We start from the raw sequence: 17,326 nt of genomic DNA, 5'->3' as shown, positions 1-17,326 counted from the left end.
GAGTTAGGCGCTCGCGCGCGTGTGCGATCAAAAACCACTGAAGGGGATTTCAATGAAACGATCGAGTCTCAGGACGATGCTGGGTTTGGTGATGGCGCTCGCCATCATGTGCACCATGGGTCTGGGGCAGGCGGTAGCGCAGACGGCGCCGGCGGCCGGCTTGGGCGCCCACTGGCCCAATGCGCAGGACGTCAGTCAGCGCCCCGAGTTTCACGTCTACGTGTTCTCGCTGGGTGGCGTGAAATACATCCAGGTCAACGACTCGACCGGCAACGTGCGAGGCGGCGTTGCGACGAGTGCCGACGGCAGTACGGCCGTTCCGCTGCCGCTGGGCCAGGGGCAGGTGCAGGTAAGTTCCGGCGCGGCTCCCACGGATGGCGTGACGGTCTATCAGGACGGCACAACTACCGTGACGGCATCGCCGTCCCAAGGTCTGATTGCCACTCCGGCTGCGACGCAAATGCGTGCTGCGGACTGCACTAGCGTTCCGGACTGCGGAAAGCTAAACCAATGACGTTGGCGCCGCCGCGGTGCATCGGCATCGCGGCGGCGACCGGCTCGAATCCATCCACATCAACTCCGGCATGAGCTGCGTCGTCGAGCAAAAGCATGGTGATCTTGTGGTCGCTGGACTTGACGCGTCCCTGGAAGCTGGCAGCGACCAAATCGATGCCATCCATGGTGAGCCCTGTGCTCATGACGGATAGGGCAGGGCGCCAACCTCCGGCGGGCGACACTGAGCCGCTGACAGACATCGCCGCGTACTTCACGCCGCGAACGTTCATGCCCACCCTGAGCCGAATGGCAATACGCTCCGGCACCCCGGCGCGGAGCAGCACGCAGACGCTCTCGTAGGCCAGCCGATAGACAGACGTCTGCAGGGCGTTCGACAGCTCGACGGCAGGGCCCGTCAGCACGGCGTCGTATTCCACCTCGCATCCGTTCAAGACCTGGCTCAGAGGCCCCGACAGGATCGCCGCCCGCAGGCCTGCCTTGTCCAGCAGGTAGGGATAGAACGTCTGCCGGAGGTTCTTGAGGTTGTTCCGGTAGGCCTTCATCGACGACCAGTAGTTGCGCACGACGTCGATGCGATGGCCGGACTCCTTCAACTCCTCTTCGGCGCGGCCCATCGCCTCATACATCTCGTCGATCATGGCGGCGCTTCGACGGAACTGTTCCTCCATCCGATTGGTTTGGCCTTTCACCATTTTGCGCAGAGCCTTGGCCTTGCTGTCCGATTCGTCCACCGACCGATTGGCCTGAGTCGTATTGGCCCCAAACAGCAGAATGGCGGCGATTACGGCGCTGGAAACGCATTGAACGCTGACGAGCGACGGCTCCAACTCCTTCCGCTGGGTGAGCTGCAGGGCGATGCTGCAGATCGCGACCGTCGATGCAGCGCCATACCAGCCGCGCTTGAGCGTCAGGATAATCATGGGCGCAAACATCAAGCACCGGCCGAGCGTGAGCATGTCGGCGGAGGCGTATCTGAGGAACAGCGCAATCGCCACGACATAGCCGATCGCTCCGATGTACGGTGCCGCCTCATCCAGGCCAGTATTCGATCTAAGCGTCGTCCAGCGATCTCGCAGGGCAAAGCACAGGGGTGCGACAACCAAGTTGGCCATGAGCGCGCCGACGGCGTATTTCATGAAAAGGTCGGGGTAGGGCATGCCGATCTGCGCTTCGGTTACGCCCATCGAGTAGACGACCAGCGTACTGATCGCGCCCGACAGGGCGCCCCCCATCACTGCCACGCCGAGCATGCGCGACATGTCCATGGGTAGCGAAAGATCCAGCTGCGGCCACTTCTGGCGCGCCCAGGCGGCAGGTAGCAGCCCCCCGAAGAACGGCAAGAACGTGCCGGTGAGGAGCCACCAGGCCGAGAAGTGGTGCTGCATGAGTCCCGAGATCGTCCAGTAGGACGTCGCACCCCATTCACCCAGCACAATCCAGGGCCACCATCGAAGCGGCACCAGCATCAAAACAGCGAAGCGCATGCCGACGGCAAGATTGAGCGTGAGCGGGGCCAGTTCGCGAAGTGCTGCGAACGACAATCCATATCCCACGGCACAAAGCATGCCCTTGGCGCTAAAGCCAAATCCCCTCATGTGACTTCCCGCCCTGCTCCCCTGCGGCGCGAGTGTCGAGGCTTAGAAACGCCTCAAGCTCATAGACGCAAAGACTTTCCCAATAATCACAAGGCCCTCGAACTCCTCAGCCGTTTCCACGGGAATGGAATTCACGTACTGCCTTGTACCGGTGAACCGCAACCCTTTACCGACCACGGCGCCGCGTTTGATATGCGGCACCTGGAAGTATGTGAACGCGTAAATGGCCTCACTTGTGACCTGGTTCACACTTGTATCAATGAACACTACATCGCCCTTTTCGATCTCTCCCTTCATGGAGTCGTCGTTGGCGAAGGCATACCTAACGGCCGCAACCTGTGTTTCCGTCAATGCTTCGAGCCAGGAGCGCGAGACATTCATGAACGGAGCGGTGGCGAAGGGATTTAGCTTTGCGGCCCCTTGGGCTGGCAGATCCGACGCTGGGTAGATCCTGCTTACAGCCCCCTGCGACGTCTGCCGCTCAGCCGCCTCGCCACCCATCTGTGCCTCGCCCATCGACCTAAGATCCACGTACTTCAGCTCATGCACTGAGATGCCGAAGTGGTCCGCTATGGGCTGCACGGTAGGGTCCCGGGGGCTCTCCACCTTGCCATTCATGATGCGATTGATCGTGCTCTGGTCGATGCCTGTTCCCACAGCCAGGGCATTGCCCGAGGTGCGGTCCCGCTTGATCAGAAAGTTCAGATTCGACTTGAGGTAGTTCATTCCTCCATGGTCGTGCACAGGTGCGGCTGAAGTATATGCATTTATGACTTGACTGTCTATGCATATGTGCATTAGTTTATGCATCATGACTCCACACGACGCCGTACGAGCACTTCTCGAAGCTGGCTGGGTTGAGGTGCAAGTCGCCGAAGCCGTTGGCACCAGCCAATCGACCATCAACCGTCTCAAGCACGGGAAGGTCGCCTCTGTGGATTACGACACCGGCTCTCGGCTGGTGCAGCTCGTCGGAAAGAAACCCCCGAAACAGATCAAGCCCAACCGCGGCGGCAACGCGGTGGCCAAAGCTGCCTGACCACTGACCACGAAGCAGTTCAAAGGAACGAACCATGGCATACAAAAACCGCCGTCTCGTGAGGCTGACCGACTCGGTGCAGCTCAACGAATACGAGCTCGAAAAGGGCAAGCAAGCCGCCGAGCTGGATGGAAAGTCTTGGGGTGAGTTGAAACGTGAGCTCATCAACGCAGGTGTCCAAAAGTTGCTTCGTGAGTACGGCGTACAGACTAGCGCCGCCTCGCATGAAGTCTGAACACCGGAAAGACATTGGCTTTCACAGGGGCATTTCGGCGGAAGACGTGGGTGGCGAAGAGGCGCTTGGGCGCTTGATCGCACTAGCAACACTCCTGGGGAAAAGCACAGAGCAGGTGGCCTTCGAGGCTGCGACGAGGGAGTTCGCCTCACGCACCGATCTGAAGCTGCATGACGCCGCCATCTGCATTCGGAAATTGGATGCCATCCATCAACCCGTGGTCGAGGGATAACTCCCGTGACATTGAATCCACGCATCGTTGCTTCACTGGCCGCCGCGCCTAAGTCGGCAGACGCGCTCGCTCGCGAGCTGGCCGTCGCCGATGGCGTGATCGTTCGGCAGCTGCGTCGTCTGATGGCAGACGGGCAGGTGACACGCTCGTATGCGAAGCGCGGCGCGGAGGCGATCTACGCACTGGCGACGAAGAACATGGTGAGCCTGGGCCGCATTTCGGCGCTGACCAGCTCGCAGGCCGCCCGTCAGGTAATGGCCGTCCTTCAGCGCCGGGAAACGGTCGCTGTATTCATCGGCCCGCACCGCGACGCCGCTGTGGCGATTGGCGGCGATCCCGAGTTCGACACCTCGCTCGAGCGCCACCGTCATTCCCTGGTCGGCATGTACTGCATCTCCGGCCGCGGCGCGCCGACGGTCAGCCGTATCGCCGACGACATGCGTGCCCGCCTGGCTGAGCTGAGGCAAGCGGCATGACTGATCCGGTCGCCTTCAACTACCACGGGTTCGACCCTGACGAGTTTCAGGCGTGGGTGCGTGCGTTGGATGCGCTGGAAGAGTTCGTGCCGACGGCACAAGAGGGTGACGCGTGAACTACTACGAGCGCCATCTTGGCGATTACGCAAAGGATGCAAGGCATCTGACGATGCTTGAGCATGGGGCGTACACGCTTCTCATGGATAGGTACTACGCAACCGAGCAAGGAATTCCGGCCGATAAGGCACACCGCGTTGCGGGTGCCCGTACTGCCGAAGAGTGCGCGGCCGTGGATTCCGTCCTGGAGGAATTCTTCCGCCTCGTTGACGGCGTGTGGATCAAGGGAAGGATCGAGCTTGAGATCGCGAAGGCTGCTGGTCGGATCGATGCTGCTCGCGAGAACGGGAGAAAGGGCGGCCGTCCACGCAAGAGCGAACCCGATGGGTTATCAAAACAAACCCAACAAAAACCCAGCGGGTTTTATGTGGGTTATGAAAATGAAACCCAGCACGAACCCAATGAAAAGCTCACCAAACACCAAGCACCAAACACCAATCACCAGTCTCCAGACCTAAGAACTGGAGATAGCCAAACTGAGGAATACACACACGTCGCTACAGGCGCAGAGGCCCATGTGCCGCTGGCCCTCTGTCTGCGCCGAGCAGGATTCCTCGACGTGACCGCGATGCTTGACGAGCTGCGCGAAGCCGCGCGCCTCGGCATTGACGGGGCGGATCTGATCGCTGTCGCGATGGAGGGTAGGCGCAAGCGCAAGAAGGCGCCGGGCCGCTGGGCCATCACGACGGCGATTGCAAGGCACCTTGCAGGCGACGCCGTTGTCCAGGACGGCGCAGCGCCGCCTGTCAACAAGCAGGAACAGCTCGAAGAACGCAACCGCCGCGTAGGCCAAGCCTGGGCAGCGCAGGGGAGTGATCGCTCGGAGGACGACCATGCAGCAGACTGATCGGGAGGCCTTCAGCGGCCTGCTCACGAACGTCATGGCCTACTATGGCCGCGACACGTCGACGTTCTTGCTTGACGTGTTCTGGACTGGACTATCGGCGCACGACTACGAAGACGTGCAACGCGCATTCGATCTGCATGCGCGCAATCCGGACAACGGACAGTTTCCGCCCAAGCTAGCCGACATTACGAAGCTCCTTGAGGGCTCCACGCAGACGCAGGGCATGCGCGCCTGGGCCAAGGTCGAGCGTGCGGTGCGCTCGGTGGGTGCATACCGATCGGTCGTCTTCGATGATCCGTTGATCCACGTTGTCTTGATTGAAATGGGTGGATGGACGCCGTTGTGCCGATGCGAGGCATCGGACATGCCGTTCAAGGCGCGCGAGTTCGAACGCCGGTATGCCTCCTATAGGCTGCGACGCGAGCTGCCGGCATTCCCGCCTCGACTGATGGGCGAGAGCGAATCCCAGAATCGATTGAATGGTCGGGTCGCCTACGAGGTGAAGCCGGTACTCGTCGGCGATCAGGATCGCGCCTTGAAGGTGCTTGAACGTGGGGCTGACGTCGGAGCGCTGCGCATCACGGATATGCGTCTGGCCACGAGCAACGCGCTGGCGACGATTACCCATCAGGAGGGCGTTAGCCATGACGCTGCAGCCTAACCGGGCGGAAGAAGGGGCTTCGCGTTCTTCGCGACACGGCAATCGCGGGCTTAGGGCTGGAAGTGTCTTCTCACGAATCATGGAAATCCTCGCAGAGGGGCCGTCTCTGTCGGATGAGATAGCTGTGACGATTGGCGTTGAGCCTAAAGTTGCCAGCGCCTATCTCAACAGCTTGCGTCAACGTGGCTACGCCTATGCGAAGGATGGCGTTTTCGATGAGAACGGCCGCACGGAGAGTCTCTGGTATCCAACCAAGGAGGCGGCATGAACGGCCTGCGATTCCGCGAGGGTGACCTTGCTCGCCTTGTCGTCGCCAGAACATCGCACTCGATTCAATATCTCGGGCAAGTCATGACGGTTTTCGCGGTCGGTCCATTCAAGGACGGCCACGAGTTTCCATCCCTGCCTGGGCACAAGCGCGGGATCGCGAGAGCCGACGGCGACTATGGTCTGCTCTTAGACCGCGACACAGGGTTCATGGCCTACGACTGGAAACTGGCGAAGGTAGATCCGCCTGCTGAGCCTGAGTCGTTAACTCGCCGCGAGGAGTGCGAAGCATGAAGCGCACTGAACTCCGCCGGCACACGCCTTTGCGCCAGAAGGCACGCAGCAAGCCTGTCGCCGCGCCCGCGCCGGTATTGGTTCAGCCGTACACAGAGCGCAAACCTATCCGCGCCACGCGGCCGAAGATGACGCCACTGCGCAAGTTTGCCAAGGGGCAGCCTTGCATGGTCCGGCTGCCTGGCTGCGACGGTGGAGGGGAAACGACGGTTCTCGCCCATTACCGCCTGGCTGGCTATTGCGGGATTGGCGTCAAGCCGGAAGACGATGCCTTCGGCGCGTGGGCGTGCGCGTCTTGCCACAACCTGTGCGACGGACGCGCGAAGCTTAAAGACTGGACGTATGAAGAGATTCGACTAGCGCACGCCGAGGGCGTGATGCGCACTCGCGTCGCGATTTCTCGGGAGGCTGCATGAACCGCCACAACAGCAAAGACGCCAATCACGATGTGATCGCCCAGCGCTTCCGCGATCTCGGCTGCTCGGTGATTGAGATGCATGCAACGGGGATTCCAGGCTTTCCTGATCTCGCCATCGGCTTAATCGGTGCGCGTGGCCGTATGACGCAGCTCGTAGAGGTGAAGAACCCCAACACCCGCTACGGCCGCGCCGGCTTCAACGACAACCAGACTGCGTTCGCGCGCGACTGGCGCGGCGAGAAGGTCTCCATCGTTACCAGCGTGGATGAAGCGACGGCGCTGGTACAGAATTGGAGGAGGGCGGCGTGAACCCCATCACCTATGGATCCGTCTGCAGCGGCATCGAGGCCGTCACCGTGGCTATGGAACCGGAGGGCTGGAGGGCTGCATGGTTCGCCGAGATCGAGGCGTTCCCCTCGGCCGTGCTGGCGCATCACTACCCATGCGTGTCGAACCTTGGGGACATGACCAAGATAGCTTTAGCCGTGCTGATGCGAAAGGTCGCGGCCCCTGACGTGCTGGTGGGTGGCACGCCGTGCCAGGCCTTCAGCGTGGCGGGATCGCGCAACTCTCTCGCCGATGAACGCGGCAACCTTACCCTGCGCTACGTGGAGCTGGCCAATGCAATTGACGATGTTCGCCGACGAGCGGGGCAACCTGACAGCGTCATCTGGTGGGAAAACGTCCCCGGCGTCCTCAGCACGAAAGACAACGCCTTCGGGTGCTTTCTGGCAGGCCTTGCCGGCTCAGATGGCCCACTGGAACCACCAACAGAACGACCAGCAGCTGGAAAATCCAGCCGATTCTGGAAGTGGAACAAAGAACGGCAGGAACACACCCCCTCGTGGTCAAACGCTGGTGCTGTGTATGGACCCCGGCGAGCAGTCGCATGGCGGACCCTGGACGCCCAATATTTCGGACTGGCCCAACGACGCCGCCGTGTGTTCGTTGTCGCAAGTGCTCGAGCAGGGTTCGATCCCGCCACGGTACTTTTTGAGTGGGACGGCCTGCGCCGGGATACTTCGCCGCGCCGAACGCAGGGGCAAATCACTGCCGCCAGCCTTGCAGCAAGCGCTGGCCACCACGGTTACAGCAGCCCACGCGGAGACGGAAGCGACAATCTGATTGCCGATACCCTGAGGGGGCATCCGCGTCCGGGTAGCAACACTATGGGTGCGGCGGTTTTGACGGGAATACCGGACGTTTCGCTTTGCCTCAATGCCGGCGGCATGGGTCGCATCGACAGCGAGAGCGAGACCATGATTCCGGTGGCTTTCGATAGCCGTCAAGACCCGATCAGCAGTACAGATGTGTTCGGCTCCCTCGGGTCGAGCAGCCCGCAGGCCCAAGCCGTTGCATTCACCTGCAAAGACTATGGTGCGGATGCCGGTGAGATCGCTCCGACGCTGCGCGCCATGGGTCACGCCAGTAGCCACGCCAACGCCGGCGGGCAGCTTGCCGTCGCCTTCAACGCACGCCAAGACCCTGACAGCTGGGAAGAGCGCAGTGACCCATTGGATACCGATGGAACCACTCAGGCAGTGATGGCCGGGTTGGGTGTTCGTCGCCTAACACCGCGTGAGTGCGAGCGCCTGCAGGGGTTTCCGGATGACTACACGCTAATCCCCATCGGGCGCGCCGTACGACCGGAAAAGCTCGACGCGGACTGGATCAAGTACCTGATGCGCGGCGGCCGCATGACGCGCGAAGAATGCAGCCGCGCGGCCGCTGACGGCCCTCGCTACAAGGCCCTCGGCAACAGCATGGCCACGCACGTCATCCGCTGGATAGGACGGCGCATCGAGCGCGCCGTTACAGATGAAATGCGAGAAGCGGCATGAGCACTAGCCCATTCAGCTTCCAGTTGAGCGCGGACATTCGGATGCTCCAAGCTTGCGCCATGCAAGGGGAACGCATTGAGCGCTGATCATCTGACCGGTCCCGAGCGGCAGGCCGAGCGTGCGCAGGCGAAGCGAATTCGCGCACAAATTTATGCCGTCGGAGGCTGTGGCCTCTGCATTCATCGCGACCGCAGTGTTCAAGGCTGGGGCCGCTCCATCTGCCAGATACCTGGCCGCATCTTCCCGCGGTGCATGCACACGCAGGGCAAACAGTTCCAGCTCGATCACGAACAACTGAAGGGGAAATCCAATGGCGAATGAACTTTTCGGCAAGGATCGCGCCGGCATTATGGAACGGCTCGGTCGGTTGCAGGGATCGACGACTTTTCGTACTCAACAGTCGGGCGGCGGAACGCCATTCTCGGCGCGTGGCCTGACCGAAGAGGCGCGACTGATCCTGGCACTGAAGATGGGAGGTAATGGCTCAACTGACGTGGGCCCCTGGCTCGCCTACAGTTTCGCACTGCTGGTTGATGATCGAGTGCCGGAGATTACGCGATGGCTTGCCAACAAGCTGATCGCAGGCACCGGGCCGACCGGTAAGCGGAACGCCCATCGCATGCTCTACGTCGCGGAGAATGCGTACTGGCTGGCCCTGCGAGGTGTCGAGCCAGACGACGAAGTGGATGACAGGCGCGACTTTGCCTTGTTGGTGAACATCGGCGCCGGCTGGCTATGGACCAAGATGGAGATGACCATCGAAAGGGCGGAGCGGGCACTGTCGCATAGGGCTGCTGCGTGACAGCGGCATTGGAGTATTTCGTCTATGCCGTGCTTGTCGACACGCCTGGACGAACGCTTACCAAACTCGGTCGCGCCTCTAGCGTTAGGCAAAGATTGAACGAGTACGTCACTTGCTGTCCGTTCGCCATCCGGCATGTATACGCGTGCGACGTGGAGACAAGAGAGGAGGGAGCGAAACGAGAGGCGCGCCTTCACGAACTCTACGATGATCGGAAGCTGCGCGGCGAATGGTTTGATGTGTGGGGAAGAATTGCGACGCAAGATGATATTGATCTCTTGGAGCGTGACGTCTATGGCATCGCGTGCGAAGGGTTCAGCGGCGAGACGCGGCATTTCCGGTGTTTGCCTCATCCATTCAGCAGCGGCAAGGTGTCGCTCAAGAAATATCCGTTGGACAAGTTTCCGGAGAAGGTGACCTTGGGCGAAGACGGTTATCCTTTGGCAGCCAGCTACATTGCCTCCCAGAAACCCTACGAGGTAGCCGTCACCCACCGGAAAAGGCGCTTGTTCAAAAAGGCTTGACAGTCCGGACAAAAGCCCGTAGCGTTCCAAGATGTAGAAGTGTATCTACCAAGCCCTGCCAAAAGCAGGGCTTTTTTGTTTGTCGCCTCTCCATGAGGCCAATCCAGCCCGGTATCCGTACGGTTCGCCAGCTGGAAACCATTCAAGCCCCGCCAAGTGCGGGGCTTTTGTTTTGCGGCCCCGCCTCGCGGGCTTACGACTGAGCCGGCCGCAGCCTCCGTGCTGACGTAGCCCCGGAAACGGGCGCCGGACCTATTCAGGCAACGACCATGGGCTCTGAGCGCAAATGCGACTGTCCGTTTGAACCGGCTGCATCACAGGAGCGCCGCGAGGCTGCCATTGCCGAACTCAAGCTTCGCGCCAACAGCGGCAAGGGCGACGGCATCAGCAAGGCGGGCGGCATTGACCGTGGCGGCTTGATCGATAACGACACGCAGGGCGGCTGAGGTATGGCCAATTCCCTGACTGGCGACGCGGCCGCTCGCAAGGCCTCTCCGATGGCCGAAGGCTTGCTTTGGTACTTTCCGAATGCGCTGGCCGAAGTTGCCAGCGTGAGCAAAGCTGGGAACGATCAGCACAATCCAGGGAAGCCGCTGCACCATGACCGGAGCAAGTCGGCCGACCATGCTGACTGCATCCTGAGGCACCTGGTCGATGCTGGCACAAAGGATTCCGACGGAGTACGCCACACGGCCAAGGTCGCCTGGCGTGCGCTGGCATTGCTCCAGGAAGAACTGGAGCGCGAAGAGGGCGCTCCGCTACCGCGCAACGCGCGCGGATCGGTGCATCCTCAAAACGAGTTTGCCGCATATAGATTTGTCGAAGATGATCGCGAAGGCGTAGTACCAATCCGACGCAACCCGGACGGTTCGCTGTCGATCGACCTTCCGCCGAACTGCGACGGCATTTATTCCGGCCTGGTGGGGAACTGACGCATGCGCTGTCCCCACTGTAAGTCCGGGAGCATCTTCAAGAACGGGTCGGCCCGGCGAAAGTGCCGCGACTGCGGGAAGTCGTTCAACCTTGACGCCGTATTTCAGGGAGCGGAAACGACCGACCGCGCGCCCGAAAATGAGCTGATGAAGCGCGAGATCCAGGCGCTCAAGGCCGAGAACAGGCGATTGGCCAGCGAATCCGCTGACCTGACCGCGATCAAGCGGATCATCCACAACGTCGACGTGCAGGTGGCGAACCCGCCGGCGTGGCTGACGGGAAGTGCGCCCAAGGGCAAGCTCGTGCACGGCGTTCCCACGCTGATGCTCTCGGACCTGCATTTCGGCGAGACGGTGTTCTCCAACCAGGTGAACGGCGTCAACCAGTACAACACCACGATCGCCAAGCGCCGCCTGCGCCGCGTCGTGGATGGATCCATCAAACTGTTGCGCCATACGCTCGCGCCCGGCCAGTTCGGCGGCATGGTCGTGATCCTGGGCGGCGACATGGTGGATGGTGTGATCCACGACGAGCTGCGCGATACGGCCGACGAGACGGTCATGCAGTCGGTCATCACGCTGCACGATGAGCTCGTACCTGGCCTGAAGGCCCTGTGCGACGAGTTCGGCAAGCTGCACGTGCCATGCGTCGCCGGCAACCATGGCCGACTTGACCGCAAGCCGCGCATGAAGAACGGCCCGGCGCTGAACTTCGACTTCCTGCTGTATCAGTTCCTGGCGAGGACGATTCACGCCGATCCGAAATACCGCGACCGCATCACGTTCCAGATCCCGGACGGCTTCGACGCCTCCTACCGCGTGTATGGCACGCGCTACATGCTCACGCATGGCGATAGCTTCAAGGGCGGTTCCGGCATCACCGGTCCGCTGCTGCCGTGGATGCGCGGCGACGCCAAGACGCGCAAGCAGTACGGCGCGCTCGGCATGCCGTACGACGTCCTGGTCATGGGTCACTGGCATCAGCTGCGTTATCTCGGCCAGATCATCGTCAATGGCTGCCTCGTTGGCTTCAATGAGTACGCCATGAAGAGTCGGTTCGACTACGAGCCGCCGATGCAGGCGCTGTGGCTGACCCACCCGGTGCGCGGTCTGACCTTCCAGGAATCGGTATTTGCCGATGACCCGAAGGCCTTGAACGAGGCACCTTGGGTGTCGGTGAAAGCCGCTGCATGAGCACCATTGCCTATCGCTCCGGCGTCATGGCCTCTGACTCGCGCGCCTATGGCGGCAGTTGGCGAGCGTCGCCCGGCACCAAGGCAAAGATTCACCGTCTTGACGATGGTTCTCTGGTCGGGATCACGTCGGCTATCGTCGGCATGCCCGAGAAGTACATCGCATGGCTTCGTGCCGGCGGCCGCCCGGAGGCATGGCACGGAAGCGATCCCGACTGCCGGGTGCTAATGGTCAAGCCAGACGGAACACTGTGGGTCGGCATGGACTCGCTGCATTTCAGCGGTCCGATCGATTCCGAGTTCTACGCCATTGGATCGGGCGACGACTTCGCCCTGGGCGCCATGGCGATGTCTGCCGACGCCGCGCGTGCGATCGAGATCGCCTGCCAATTCGACCCGCACAGTGGCGGCCCTGTTCAGGTGCAAACGCTGTGACCACGGAATCGGCCGACGACACCTACGACCCGCAGCCGACAGAGATACTGGACGGCAGCGTGTTGCTCGCCGATCCGGTCGAGTTCTTCGAGCTGACGAAATCACACGCGGCCATCGTCCGCGACGGCGCGCTGTTCGTCCTTCGCCGTGACACCGTGAAGTGGGTGAACGTCGAGTCCCTCAACCTCAAGCAACAGGCCGGCAAGCTGTCGGCGATTAAGGGCGGCAGCTGATGCGGAACACCTTCGATAACGTCAATTTGGGCATGGCCACGGCCTTCTGGGGGAGCATCTTGGGCGGCTGGAAGATCAACGACTATGCCGCGGCGGCAGCGCTGGTGTACTCCCTCATTCTGATTGGCCACAAGGCCTGGCAGTTCTGTCGATGGCTGCGAACGCGCGCCTGATCGGCGGTGCCGCCGCACTGATCGCGGCCGCGCTTGTCGCCAAATACGAGCCGGCGCCGGACCAGTTCAAGCCGTACTGGGATCCGTATGGCAACGTCTGGACGGTGTGCGATGGCCACACCGGTGGCGTCGATCCGAATCGCATCTACACCGCCGACGAGTGCAAGGCATTCAAGCAAGCCGATATCGCCACGGCGCAGGGCATCGTCAATCAGTGTCTGCCGATGCCGAAGCTACCTCAGATCGAGGGAGCGCTGACCGACGCCACATACAACATCGGCCGCTCCGTCGTGTGCGGTTCGACCTTGCAGAAAGCTGCGCTGGCGAACGACTGGCCGGCTGCGTGCGCAGAACTGACCCGATGGGACAAGGCCGGCGGCCGCGTGCTGCCTGGACTGACCCGTCGCCGAACCGATGACCGTGCCGTCTGCGAGGGCCGCGCCGTCTTGGACATGTGGGCGAAGCAATGAAGATTCGCATCGACCTCAGTCCGCGAGGCTGGCGATGGACTGCGAACAGGTGCAGTCATGGGCCTCAAACATGGCCGTGGTGGCGGCTGTTTGGCCTGCTGTTCTGCCGTCTCGATATACGTCCGCCGACGACCGGCTACCGAGTATGGCTCTACACACGTAAGAGATGTGGCCACATTGGCATCGTATTCGACCGCCGGAATGGCTCATGACCGGCATGTACACGCACCGCCTGAAGTGGTGGGCGTGGCTCACGCTGAAGCTAGTGTCGATGCATCGCCGCCTGTCCGGCCAGACGAGCTTTGATCGGGTCGTCCAGTTTTGCCTCACGCATGGGTTCACGCCGAAATGACGATCACCCTTCACTGGTGGATGCTTCCGGTTGCCATACTGCTTGTCGGTTTCTTCATCGCCTGGCGCCATGAAGATCAGGGCGGCTACATGCCCGATCTGACGGGAGCCGCGGCTGTTCTGGGATCCATCCTGTTTGCAGGCGCCATCTGCTTGGGGCACTGGCTGTGATTGAAGCCATCAAGCCCTACTGGATAGAGATCAAGTTCTTCGCGGCCGTGATCCTGCTGGTGGCTTCGTTCCTGGCCGGTGGGCATGTGCGAGCCACGCGTGACGCGGCGACGCTCGCCAACTACAAGGCCACGGCCGCGCAATCGGCGGTCAAGGCTCAAGCACAGTTCCAGGCCGAACACACGGCCATGGAGACCAAGTTCAACGCGCTAAGCGCGAAATACGAGGCTGCGGTCAATGCGAAACCCCCAGCAGTGGCTGATGCTGTCAGCGCTGGCGTTACTGCCGGCACTCTCCGGCTGCGTGACGCCGACGTGTGCACCGCAAGTAATCAAGCCGCCGCCGCTACCGCCCGTTCCCGCGCAGCTGATGCAGCCGCCACCCAAGCCCATGCAGACCGCGTTGCGAATTCAATCGCTGCTGTTCGTGCCGGCGACGCCGCCGACAAGCGTGAGCGAGACCTCGGCAACCAAGTGATTGGCCTGCAGGGCGTCCTGGAAGCGGAGCGGAAGTAGCGGATATGGCCATCCTCAGCTGGCTTTACGCATGGGGATGGGCTGCAGCCGCTGTGTTCGTGCTGGTCCTGATCGCCCGCGTTGAATGGCGACGCTGGACGGGACGTTACCTCGACAAGAGTCAGGAATGAGCGACGCCGATCGCCAACAGGTCAATGACCTCGATATCGAAGCCGCCGACTTGGTGCGCCGATACCTCGAGCTAGGCCGCGTTTGCATCGTCATTCGTGCCGATGGGGAAGGGCGGCTGCAATGCATCTCGCCCGACGTCGATAGCGCCACGCTCGCCCGCATCGCCTATCTGGCTGCCGACAGCTACGCCAACCATGCAGCGGACCTGGTGCCGCCCGAACAGATCACCCGATTGGGATAACCGATGTCCGACCTGAAGACCCTCCGCGCCGAGATTGATGCGGCTCGCGACCATGTGTCCGGCCACGCCTTCGACGAGATGCCGGAAGCCTTCAAGGATCTGGAGAGCCTCAAGGTTCGACTGGTCCATGCCAGCGGTGAGAGCCCCTACACCAAGAGCCGGCCGGTGAAGGTTCGCGGGAATAGCTCGGTTCACTGAGCCTGATGGTGGAAGACCTCGCGCGGCCAATCCCGCCTTCTGGCCTGGGAGAGTTCACGGCCGACGGTGGTTGGCCTGACCTATTCGCGCCAGGGCTGGACGTAGCAGCCTGGGCCATGCGGACCTTCGTCGATGAAGACGCGCCGCTGTGCAATGAAGACCACGCGCACCTGCGGGGAGCCGATATCCGGTTCCTCTGGGCCGCAAGCGGGTTCCCCAAGCAGGGCCGGTACGTTCTCGGCCAGTGCGAAGAGGTCATGTTCCGATGCAGCGCCTGGCAGCGCGAACGTCAGGAGCAGCAGATGCACGGATGGTTTGGCCACGTGCCGGACTTCCTGATTACCCTAGCTGCCGATCACTGCCGTGAATGCAGCGACGCCGAGTTCTGCGCCCTGGTCGAGCACGAGCTGTATCACATCGGCCACGCCAAGGACGAATACGGCGTGCCTAAGTTCACACGTGACGGCATGCCGAAGCTGGCAATGCGCGCGCACGACGTTGAAGAGTTCATCGGCGTGGTGCGGCGCTACGGCGCCACGAAGGACGTAGAGACGCTGCTCCAGGCTGCCAAACAGGCGCCGGAAGTAGCCAAGATCGATATCGCGAGGGCCTGCGGAACCTGTCTCCTCAAGTCTGCTTAAGCCCCCGACAGACTAGAGACGGACCCCTTTCCTATGGCCAATCTGAACAACGAGGTCAAGGCCTTCATCGTTCAGGCTCTGGCCTGCTTCGACACGCCATCGCAGGTTGCGACTGCGGTCAAAGAGGAATTTGGCCTGACGGTGAGCCGTCAGCAGTGCGAGTCTCACGACCCGAACAAGCGCGCCGGCCGCGAGCTGGCGAAGCGCTGGAAGGTCATGTTCGAGGACACACGAAAGCGGTTCCGAGAAGAGACGGCCGAGATTCCCATTGCCAACCGCGCCTATCGGCTGCGTGCTCTGGGCCGCCTCGCCGAGAAAGCCGAAGGCATGCGGAATCTGCCGTTGACCGCTCAGCTGCTCGAGCAGGCAGCCAAAGAAGCGGGCGACATGTACGTCAACCGTGCAAAGACGGATGGCGGCCAGGATGATCCGACGCCGCCGACGCGCGTAGAGGTCGCCATCGTCGACGCTCGCAAGCGCGATGCCGACACTTAACGTTCCGCAGGCAAGCTTCCTCGCACTGCCGCACAAGTTTCGCGCCTTCGTCGCCGGCTTCGGTTCCGGCAAGACGTGGGTTGGATGCTCCGGGCTCTCCCAGCACTTCTGGGAGTTCCCGAAGGTCAACGCTGGGTACTTCGCACCGACGTACGCGCAGATCCGCGACATCTTCTTCCCGACGATGGACGAAGTAGCGCACGACTGGGGTATGCGGACGGTAGCGCGGGAGGCAAACAAGGAGGTCCACCTCTACGCGGGACGGCAATACCGCGGCACGGTGATCTGCCGGTCGATGGAGAAGCCGGAGACGATCGTAGGCTTCAAGATCGGCCGCGCGCTGGTCGATGAGCTGGACGTGCTCAAGAAGGTAAAGGCGCAGTTGGCGTGGCGAAAGATCATCGCTCGTATGCGCGAGAAGGCCGATGGGCTGCAGAACGGCATCGACGTCACCACGACGCCCGAAGGCTTCCAGTTCGTCCATCACCAGTGGGTGCAGGAGATTCGGGCCAAGCCGGAGCTGAAATCGCTGTACGGCATGGTTCAGGCCAGCACGTACGACAACGAGCTGAACCTGCCCGAGGATTACATTCCCTCGCTGCTGGCCAGCTATCCGCCGCAGCTGATCGAGGCCTATCTCGACGGCAAGTTCGTCAATCTGCTGTCGGGCACTGTCTATCACCAGTTCCACCGCAAGCTCAACGCCTGCGACGACGTGGTGTTGCCCGGCGAGGCTATCCATATCGGCATGGACTTCAACGTCGGCAAGATGTCGGCCATCGTGCATGTCGAGCGCCAGGCGCTGCCGCGTGCGGTGGACGAACTGATCGACGGGTACGACACGCCGGACATGATCCGACGAATCAAGGAACGGTTCTGGCGGTACGAGAACGGCGCGTTCCAGAAGACGCGCGAGATCACGATCTATCCCGATGCCTCGGGCGACTCGCGCAAGTCGGTGAATGCCTCGGAGACCGATATCGCGCTGCTCAAGGCGGCCGGTTTCCGTGTGAAGGTAAACGCCGCAAACCCGCCAGTGAAGGACCGCATCAATTCCATGAACGCCATGTTCTGCAACGCAGCAGGGCAGCGGCGCTACCAGGTCAACGTGAATCTCTGCCCGACCTACGCCGACCACCTGGAGCAACAGGTCTGGGCGGCCAACGGCGAGCCGGACAAGACAGCAGGCGCCGACCACACGAACGACGCCGGCGGCTACTACATCTATTCGAAGTTCCCCATCCAGCCGCGCGTCGCGCTGATACAGCCGCTTAGGATCTGA

Annotated in this window: 33 protein-coding genes; 31 read left to right on the top strand and 2 right to left on the bottom strand. The window is 61.8% G+C overall.

All coding sequences use genetic code 11. The features are described 5' to 3' along the window. Positions 1 to 52: 52 nt before the first annotated feature. Entirely contained in the window at positions 53 to 514 is a 462-nt protein-coding gene (locus ACN9MB_RS13250; RefSeq protein ID WP_426269187.1) for a hypothetical protein, read from the top strand. Here the strand turns inward: ACN9MB_RS13250 and ACN9MB_RS13245 are convergent. Together ACN9MB_RS13245 and ACN9MB_RS13240 are read right to left on the bottom strand one after the other, a co-directional pair. Then, complete coding sequence (locus tag ACN9MB_RS13245) at positions 480 to 2,111, bottom strand: MASE1 domain-containing protein (protein ID WP_426269186.1); 1,632 nt, start codon at positions 2,109 to 2,111, stop codon at positions 480 to 482. The genes ACN9MB_RS13250 and ACN9MB_RS13245 overlap by 35 nt on opposite strands. A 42-nt stretch (positions 2,112 to 2,153) precedes the next feature. Then, on the bottom strand, positions 2,154 to 2,837 hold the full coding sequence (locus ACN9MB_RS13240) for a LexA family transcriptional regulator (protein ID WP_426269185.1): 684 nt from the start codon (positions 2,835 to 2,837) through the stop codon (positions 2,154 to 2,156). A gap of 85 nt (positions 2,838 to 2,922) precedes the next feature. On the opposite strand from ACN9MB_RS13240, the gene ACN9MB_RS13235 reads away from it, so the two are divergent. The 30 genes from ACN9MB_RS13235 to ACN9MB_RS13090 all read left to right on the top strand — a co-directional run bounded on the left by ACN9MB_RS13235 (position 2,923) and on the right by ACN9MB_RS13090 (position 17,326). Further along, positions 2,923 to 3,150: a hypothetical protein gene (locus tag ACN9MB_RS13235; RefSeq protein ID WP_426269184.1), complete on the top strand. Its 228-nt coding sequence runs from the start codon at positions 2,923 to 2,925 to the stop codon at positions 3,148 to 3,150. 34 nt (positions 3,151 to 3,184) lie between these two features. Next, positions 3,185 to 3,385, top strand: coding sequence for a hypothetical protein (locus ACN9MB_RS13230; protein ID WP_426269183.1), 201 nt, complete (start codon positions 3,185 to 3,187; stop codon positions 3,383 to 3,385). After that, positions 3,375 to 3,617, top strand: coding sequence for a hypothetical protein (locus ACN9MB_RS13225; RefSeq protein ID WP_426269182.1), 243 nt, complete (start codon positions 3,375 to 3,377; stop codon positions 3,615 to 3,617). The genes ACN9MB_RS13230 and ACN9MB_RS13225 overlap by 11 nt, the downstream gene beginning before the upstream one ends. Before the next feature lie 5 nt (positions 3,618 to 3,622). Then, entirely contained in the window at positions 3,623 to 4,093 is a 471-nt protein-coding gene (locus tag ACN9MB_RS13220; protein WP_426269181.1) for a hypothetical protein, read from the top strand. Positions 4,094 to 4,205: 112 nt separating this feature from the next. After that, complete coding sequence (locus tag ACN9MB_RS13215; RefSeq protein ID WP_426269180.1) at positions 4,206 to 5,057, top strand: YdaU family protein; 852 nt, start codon at positions 4,206 to 4,208, stop codon at positions 5,055 to 5,057. Beyond that, positions 5,044 to 5,718, top strand: coding sequence for a DUF6475 domain-containing protein (locus ACN9MB_RS13210; protein ID WP_426269179.1), 675 nt, complete (start codon positions 5,044 to 5,046; stop codon positions 5,716 to 5,718). The genes ACN9MB_RS13215 and ACN9MB_RS13210 overlap by 14 nt, the downstream gene beginning before the upstream one ends. Beyond that, positions 5,702 to 5,986 carry a hypothetical protein gene (locus ACN9MB_RS13205; protein ID WP_426269178.1) on the top strand — a complete coding sequence of 95 codons (285 nt, stop codon included), beginning with the start codon at positions 5,702 to 5,704 and terminating at the stop codon, positions 5,984 to 5,986. The genes ACN9MB_RS13210 and ACN9MB_RS13205 overlap by 17 nt, the downstream gene beginning before the upstream one ends. Beyond that, entirely contained in the window at positions 5,983 to 6,279 is a 297-nt protein-coding gene (locus tag ACN9MB_RS13200) for a hypothetical protein (protein WP_426269177.1), read from the top strand. Before ACN9MB_RS13205 ends, ACN9MB_RS13200 begins: the two co-directional genes overlap by 4 nt. Beyond that, entirely contained in the window at positions 6,276 to 6,695 is a 420-nt protein-coding gene (locus ACN9MB_RS13195; RefSeq protein ID WP_426269176.1) for a DUF1364 domain-containing protein, read from the top strand. The genes ACN9MB_RS13200 and ACN9MB_RS13195 overlap by 4 nt, the downstream gene beginning before the upstream one ends. After that, the gene (locus ACN9MB_RS13190; RefSeq protein ID WP_426269175.1) at positions 6,692 to 7,006 is read left to right on the top strand and encodes a hypothetical protein; all 315 of its coding nucleotides are present in this window, start codon (positions 6,692 to 6,694) and stop codon (positions 7,004 to 7,006) included. Before ACN9MB_RS13195 ends, ACN9MB_RS13190 begins: the two co-directional genes overlap by 4 nt. Further along, the gene (locus tag ACN9MB_RS13185) at positions 7,003 to 8,538 is read left to right on the top strand and encodes a DNA cytosine methyltransferase (protein ID WP_426269174.1); all 1,536 of its coding nucleotides are present in this window, start codon (positions 7,003 to 7,005) and stop codon (positions 8,536 to 8,538) included. Before ACN9MB_RS13190 ends, ACN9MB_RS13185 begins: the two co-directional genes overlap by 4 nt. A 75-nt stretch (positions 8,539 to 8,613) precedes the next feature. Beyond that, the gene (locus tag ACN9MB_RS13180) at positions 8,614 to 8,859 is read left to right on the top strand and encodes a hypothetical protein (RefSeq protein WP_426269173.1); all 246 of its coding nucleotides are present in this window, start codon (positions 8,614 to 8,616) and stop codon (positions 8,857 to 8,859) included. After that, complete coding sequence (locus tag ACN9MB_RS13175) at positions 8,849 to 9,340, top strand: hypothetical protein (protein WP_426269172.1); 492 nt, start codon at positions 8,849 to 8,851, stop codon at positions 9,338 to 9,340. The genes ACN9MB_RS13180 and ACN9MB_RS13175 overlap by 11 nt, the downstream gene beginning before the upstream one ends. Then, positions 9,337 to 9,864, top strand: a complete 528-nt coding sequence (locus tag ACN9MB_RS13170; RefSeq protein ID WP_426269171.1) for a GIY-YIG nuclease family protein — start codon at positions 9,337 to 9,339, stop codon at positions 9,862 to 9,864. Before ACN9MB_RS13175 ends, ACN9MB_RS13170 begins: the two co-directional genes overlap by 4 nt. A 269-nt stretch (positions 9,865 to 10,133) precedes the next feature. Next, positions 10,134 to 10,310 carry a hypothetical protein gene (locus tag ACN9MB_RS13165; RefSeq protein ID WP_426269170.1) on the top strand — a complete coding sequence of 59 codons (177 nt, stop codon included), beginning with the start codon at positions 10,134 to 10,136 and terminating at the stop codon, positions 10,308 to 10,310. Positions 10,311 to 10,313: 3 nt separating this feature from the next. After that, the gene (locus tag ACN9MB_RS13160) at positions 10,314 to 10,796 is read left to right on the top strand and encodes a dATP/dGTP diphosphohydrolase domain-containing protein (protein WP_426269169.1); all 483 of its coding nucleotides are present in this window, start codon (positions 10,314 to 10,316) and stop codon (positions 10,794 to 10,796) included. Between the two features lie 147 nt (positions 10,797 to 10,943). After that, complete coding sequence (locus ACN9MB_RS13155) at positions 10,944 to 11,990, top strand: hypothetical protein (RefSeq protein ID WP_426269168.1); 1,047 nt, start codon at positions 10,944 to 10,946, stop codon at positions 11,988 to 11,990. After that, positions 11,987 to 12,424, top strand: a complete 438-nt coding sequence (locus ACN9MB_RS13150) for a hypothetical protein (protein WP_426269167.1) — start codon at positions 11,987 to 11,989, stop codon at positions 12,422 to 12,424. The genes ACN9MB_RS13155 and ACN9MB_RS13150 overlap by 4 nt, the downstream gene beginning before the upstream one ends. Then, the gene (locus ACN9MB_RS13145; RefSeq protein ID WP_426269166.1) at positions 12,421 to 12,657 is read left to right on the top strand and encodes a hypothetical protein; all 237 of its coding nucleotides are present in this window, start codon (positions 12,421 to 12,423) and stop codon (positions 12,655 to 12,657) included. Before ACN9MB_RS13150 ends, ACN9MB_RS13145 begins: the two co-directional genes overlap by 4 nt. Continuing rightward, the gene (locus tag ACN9MB_RS13140; protein WP_426269165.1) at positions 12,657 to 12,830 is read left to right on the top strand and encodes a hypothetical protein; all 174 of its coding nucleotides are present in this window, start codon (positions 12,657 to 12,659) and stop codon (positions 12,828 to 12,830) included. The genes ACN9MB_RS13145 and ACN9MB_RS13140 overlap by 1 nt, the downstream gene beginning before the upstream one ends. Then, positions 12,809 to 13,300 (top strand): lysozyme, encoded by a 492-nt coding sequence (locus ACN9MB_RS13135; protein ID WP_426269164.1) that lies wholly within the window; start codon positions 12,809 to 12,811, stop codon positions 13,298 to 13,300. The genes ACN9MB_RS13140 and ACN9MB_RS13135 overlap by 22 nt, the downstream gene beginning before the upstream one ends. 208 nt (positions 13,301 to 13,508) lie before the next feature. Then, the gene (locus tag ACN9MB_RS13130; RefSeq protein ID WP_426269163.1) at positions 13,509 to 13,652 is read left to right on the top strand and encodes a hypothetical protein; all 144 of its coding nucleotides are present in this window, start codon (positions 13,509 to 13,511) and stop codon (positions 13,650 to 13,652) included. Then, the gene (locus tag ACN9MB_RS13125) at positions 13,649 to 13,822 is read left to right on the top strand and encodes a hypothetical protein (protein WP_426269162.1); all 174 of its coding nucleotides are present in this window, start codon (positions 13,649 to 13,651) and stop codon (positions 13,820 to 13,822) included. Before ACN9MB_RS13130 ends, ACN9MB_RS13125 begins: the two co-directional genes overlap by 4 nt. After that, the gene (locus tag ACN9MB_RS13120) at positions 13,819 to 14,337 is read left to right on the top strand and encodes a hypothetical protein (protein ID WP_426269161.1); all 519 of its coding nucleotides are present in this window, start codon (positions 13,819 to 13,821) and stop codon (positions 14,335 to 14,337) included. Before ACN9MB_RS13125 ends, ACN9MB_RS13120 begins: the two co-directional genes overlap by 4 nt. A gap of 5 nt (positions 14,338 to 14,342) precedes the next feature. Continuing rightward, entirely contained in the window at positions 14,343 to 14,468 is a 126-nt protein-coding gene (locus ACN9MB_RS13115; protein ID WP_426269160.1) for a hypothetical protein, read from the top strand. After that, positions 14,465 to 14,710 carry a hypothetical protein gene (locus tag ACN9MB_RS13110; RefSeq protein ID WP_426269159.1) on the top strand — a complete coding sequence of 82 codons (246 nt, stop codon included), beginning with the start codon at positions 14,465 to 14,467 and terminating at the stop codon, positions 14,708 to 14,710. The genes ACN9MB_RS13115 and ACN9MB_RS13110 overlap by 4 nt, the downstream gene beginning before the upstream one ends. Positions 14,711 to 14,713: 3 nt before the next feature. Further along, positions 14,714 to 14,908 carry a hypothetical protein gene (locus tag ACN9MB_RS13105; protein ID WP_426269157.1) on the top strand — a complete coding sequence of 65 codons (195 nt, stop codon included), beginning with the start codon at positions 14,714 to 14,716 and terminating at the stop codon, positions 14,906 to 14,908. Positions 14,909 to 15,024: 116 nt separating this feature from the next. After that, positions 15,025 to 15,549 carry a putative metallopeptidase gene (locus ACN9MB_RS13100; RefSeq protein WP_426269156.1) on the top strand — a complete coding sequence of 175 codons (525 nt, stop codon included), beginning with the start codon at positions 15,025 to 15,027 and terminating at the stop codon, positions 15,547 to 15,549. A 33-nt stretch (positions 15,550 to 15,582) separates the two neighbouring features. Next, positions 15,583 to 16,044 (top strand): DUF2280 domain-containing protein, encoded by a 462-nt coding sequence (locus tag ACN9MB_RS13095; RefSeq protein ID WP_426269155.1) that lies wholly within the window; start codon positions 15,583 to 15,585, stop codon positions 16,042 to 16,044. Further along, a complete protein-coding gene (locus ACN9MB_RS13090) occupies positions 16,031 to 17,326 on the top strand; it encodes a terminase large subunit domain-containing protein (protein ID WP_426269154.1) in 1,296 nt (431 codons plus the stop codon). The genes ACN9MB_RS13095 and ACN9MB_RS13090 overlap by 14 nt, the downstream gene beginning before the upstream one ends.

This window comes from Dyella kyungheensis, assembly GCF_049913195.1.
GTDB lineage: Bacteria > Pseudomonadota > Gammaproteobacteria > Xanthomonadales > Rhodanobacteraceae > Dyella > Dyella kyungheensis.
This window is presented reverse-complemented; position numbering and strand designations above follow the sequence as displayed.

Bases quoted from the DNA above. Each gene is read 5' to 3' on its own strand.
- ACN9MB_RS13250 (WP_426269187.1), top strand. From the start codon at position 53: ATGAAACGATCGAGTCTCAGGACGATGCTGGGTTTGGTGATGGCGCTC.
- ACN9MB_RS13245 (WP_426269186.1), bottom strand. From the start codon at position 2,111: ATGAGGGGATTTGGCTTTAGCGCCAAGGGCATGCTTTGTGCCGTGGGA.
- ACN9MB_RS13240 (WP_426269185.1), bottom strand. From the start codon at position 2,837: ATGAACTACCTCAAGTCGAATCTGAACTTTCTGATCAAGCGGGACCGC.
- ACN9MB_RS13235 (WP_426269184.1), top strand. From the start codon at position 2,923: ATGACTCCACACGACGCCGTACGAGCACTTCTCGAAGCTGGCTGGGTT.
- ACN9MB_RS13230 (WP_426269183.1), top strand. From the start codon at position 3,185: ATGGCATACAAAAACCGCCGTCTCGTGAGGCTGACCGACTCGGTGCAG.
- ACN9MB_RS13225 (WP_426269182.1), top strand. From the start codon at position 3,375: ATGAAGTCTGAACACCGGAAAGACATTGGCTTTCACAGGGGCATTTCG.
- ACN9MB_RS13210 (WP_426269179.1), top strand. From the start codon at position 5,044: ATGCAGCAGACTGATCGGGAGGCCTTCAGCGGCCTGCTCACGAACGTC.
- ACN9MB_RS13205 (WP_426269178.1), top strand. From the start codon at position 5,702: ATGACGCTGCAGCCTAACCGGGCGGAAGAAGGGGCTTCGCGTTCTTCG.
- ACN9MB_RS13200 (WP_426269177.1), top strand. From the start codon at position 5,983: ATGAACGGCCTGCGATTCCGCGAGGGTGACCTTGCTCGCCTTGTCGTC.
- ACN9MB_RS13195 (WP_426269176.1), top strand. From the start codon at position 6,276: ATGAAGCGCACTGAACTCCGCCGGCACACGCCTTTGCGCCAGAAGGCA.
- ACN9MB_RS13190 (WP_426269175.1), top strand. From the start codon at position 6,692: ATGAACCGCCACAACAGCAAAGACGCCAATCACGATGTGATCGCCCAG.
- ACN9MB_RS13175 (WP_426269172.1), top strand. From the start codon at position 8,849: ATGGCGAATGAACTTTTCGGCAAGGATCGCGCCGGCATTATGGAACGG.
- ACN9MB_RS13165 (WP_426269170.1), top strand. From the start codon at position 10,134: ATGGGCTCTGAGCGCAAATGCGACTGTCCGTTTGAACCGGCTGCATCA.
- ACN9MB_RS13160 (WP_426269169.1), top strand. From the start codon at position 10,314: ATGGCCAATTCCCTGACTGGCGACGCGGCCGCTCGCAAGGCCTCTCCG.
- ACN9MB_RS13155 (WP_426269168.1), top strand. From the start codon at position 10,944: ATGAAGCGCGAGATCCAGGCGCTCAAGGCCGAGAACAGGCGATTGGCC.
- ACN9MB_RS13150 (WP_426269167.1), top strand. From the start codon at position 11,987: ATGAGCACCATTGCCTATCGCTCCGGCGTCATGGCCTCTGACTCGCGC.
- ACN9MB_RS13140 (WP_426269165.1), top strand. From the start codon at position 12,657: ATGCGGAACACCTTCGATAACGTCAATTTGGGCATGGCCACGGCCTTC.
- ACN9MB_RS13135 (WP_426269164.1), top strand. From the start codon at position 12,809: ATGGCTGCGAACGCGCGCCTGATCGGCGGTGCCGCCGCACTGATCGCG.
- ACN9MB_RS13130 (WP_426269163.1), top strand. From the start codon at position 13,509: ATGACCGGCATGTACACGCACCGCCTGAAGTGGTGGGCGTGGCTCACG.
- ACN9MB_RS13125 (WP_426269162.1), top strand. From the start codon at position 13,649: ATGACGATCACCCTTCACTGGTGGATGCTTCCGGTTGCCATACTGCTT.
- ACN9MB_RS13115 (WP_426269160.1), top strand. From the start codon at position 14,343: ATGGCCATCCTCAGCTGGCTTTACGCATGGGGATGGGCTGCAGCCGCT.
- ACN9MB_RS13110 (WP_426269159.1), top strand. From the start codon at position 14,465: ATGAGCGACGCCGATCGCCAACAGGTCAATGACCTCGATATCGAAGCC.
- ACN9MB_RS13105 (WP_426269157.1), top strand. From the start codon at position 14,714: ATGTCCGACCTGAAGACCCTCCGCGCCGAGATTGATGCGGCTCGCGAC.
- ACN9MB_RS13100 (WP_426269156.1), top strand. From the start codon at position 15,025: ATGCGGACCTTCGTCGATGAAGACGCGCCGCTGTGCAATGAAGACCAC.
- ACN9MB_RS13095 (WP_426269155.1), top strand. From the start codon at position 15,583: ATGGCCAATCTGAACAACGAGGTCAAGGCCTTCATCGTTCAGGCTCTG.
- ACN9MB_RS13090 (WP_426269154.1), top strand. From the start codon at position 16,031: ATGCCGACACTTAACGTTCCGCAGGCAAGCTTCCTCGCACTGCCGCAC.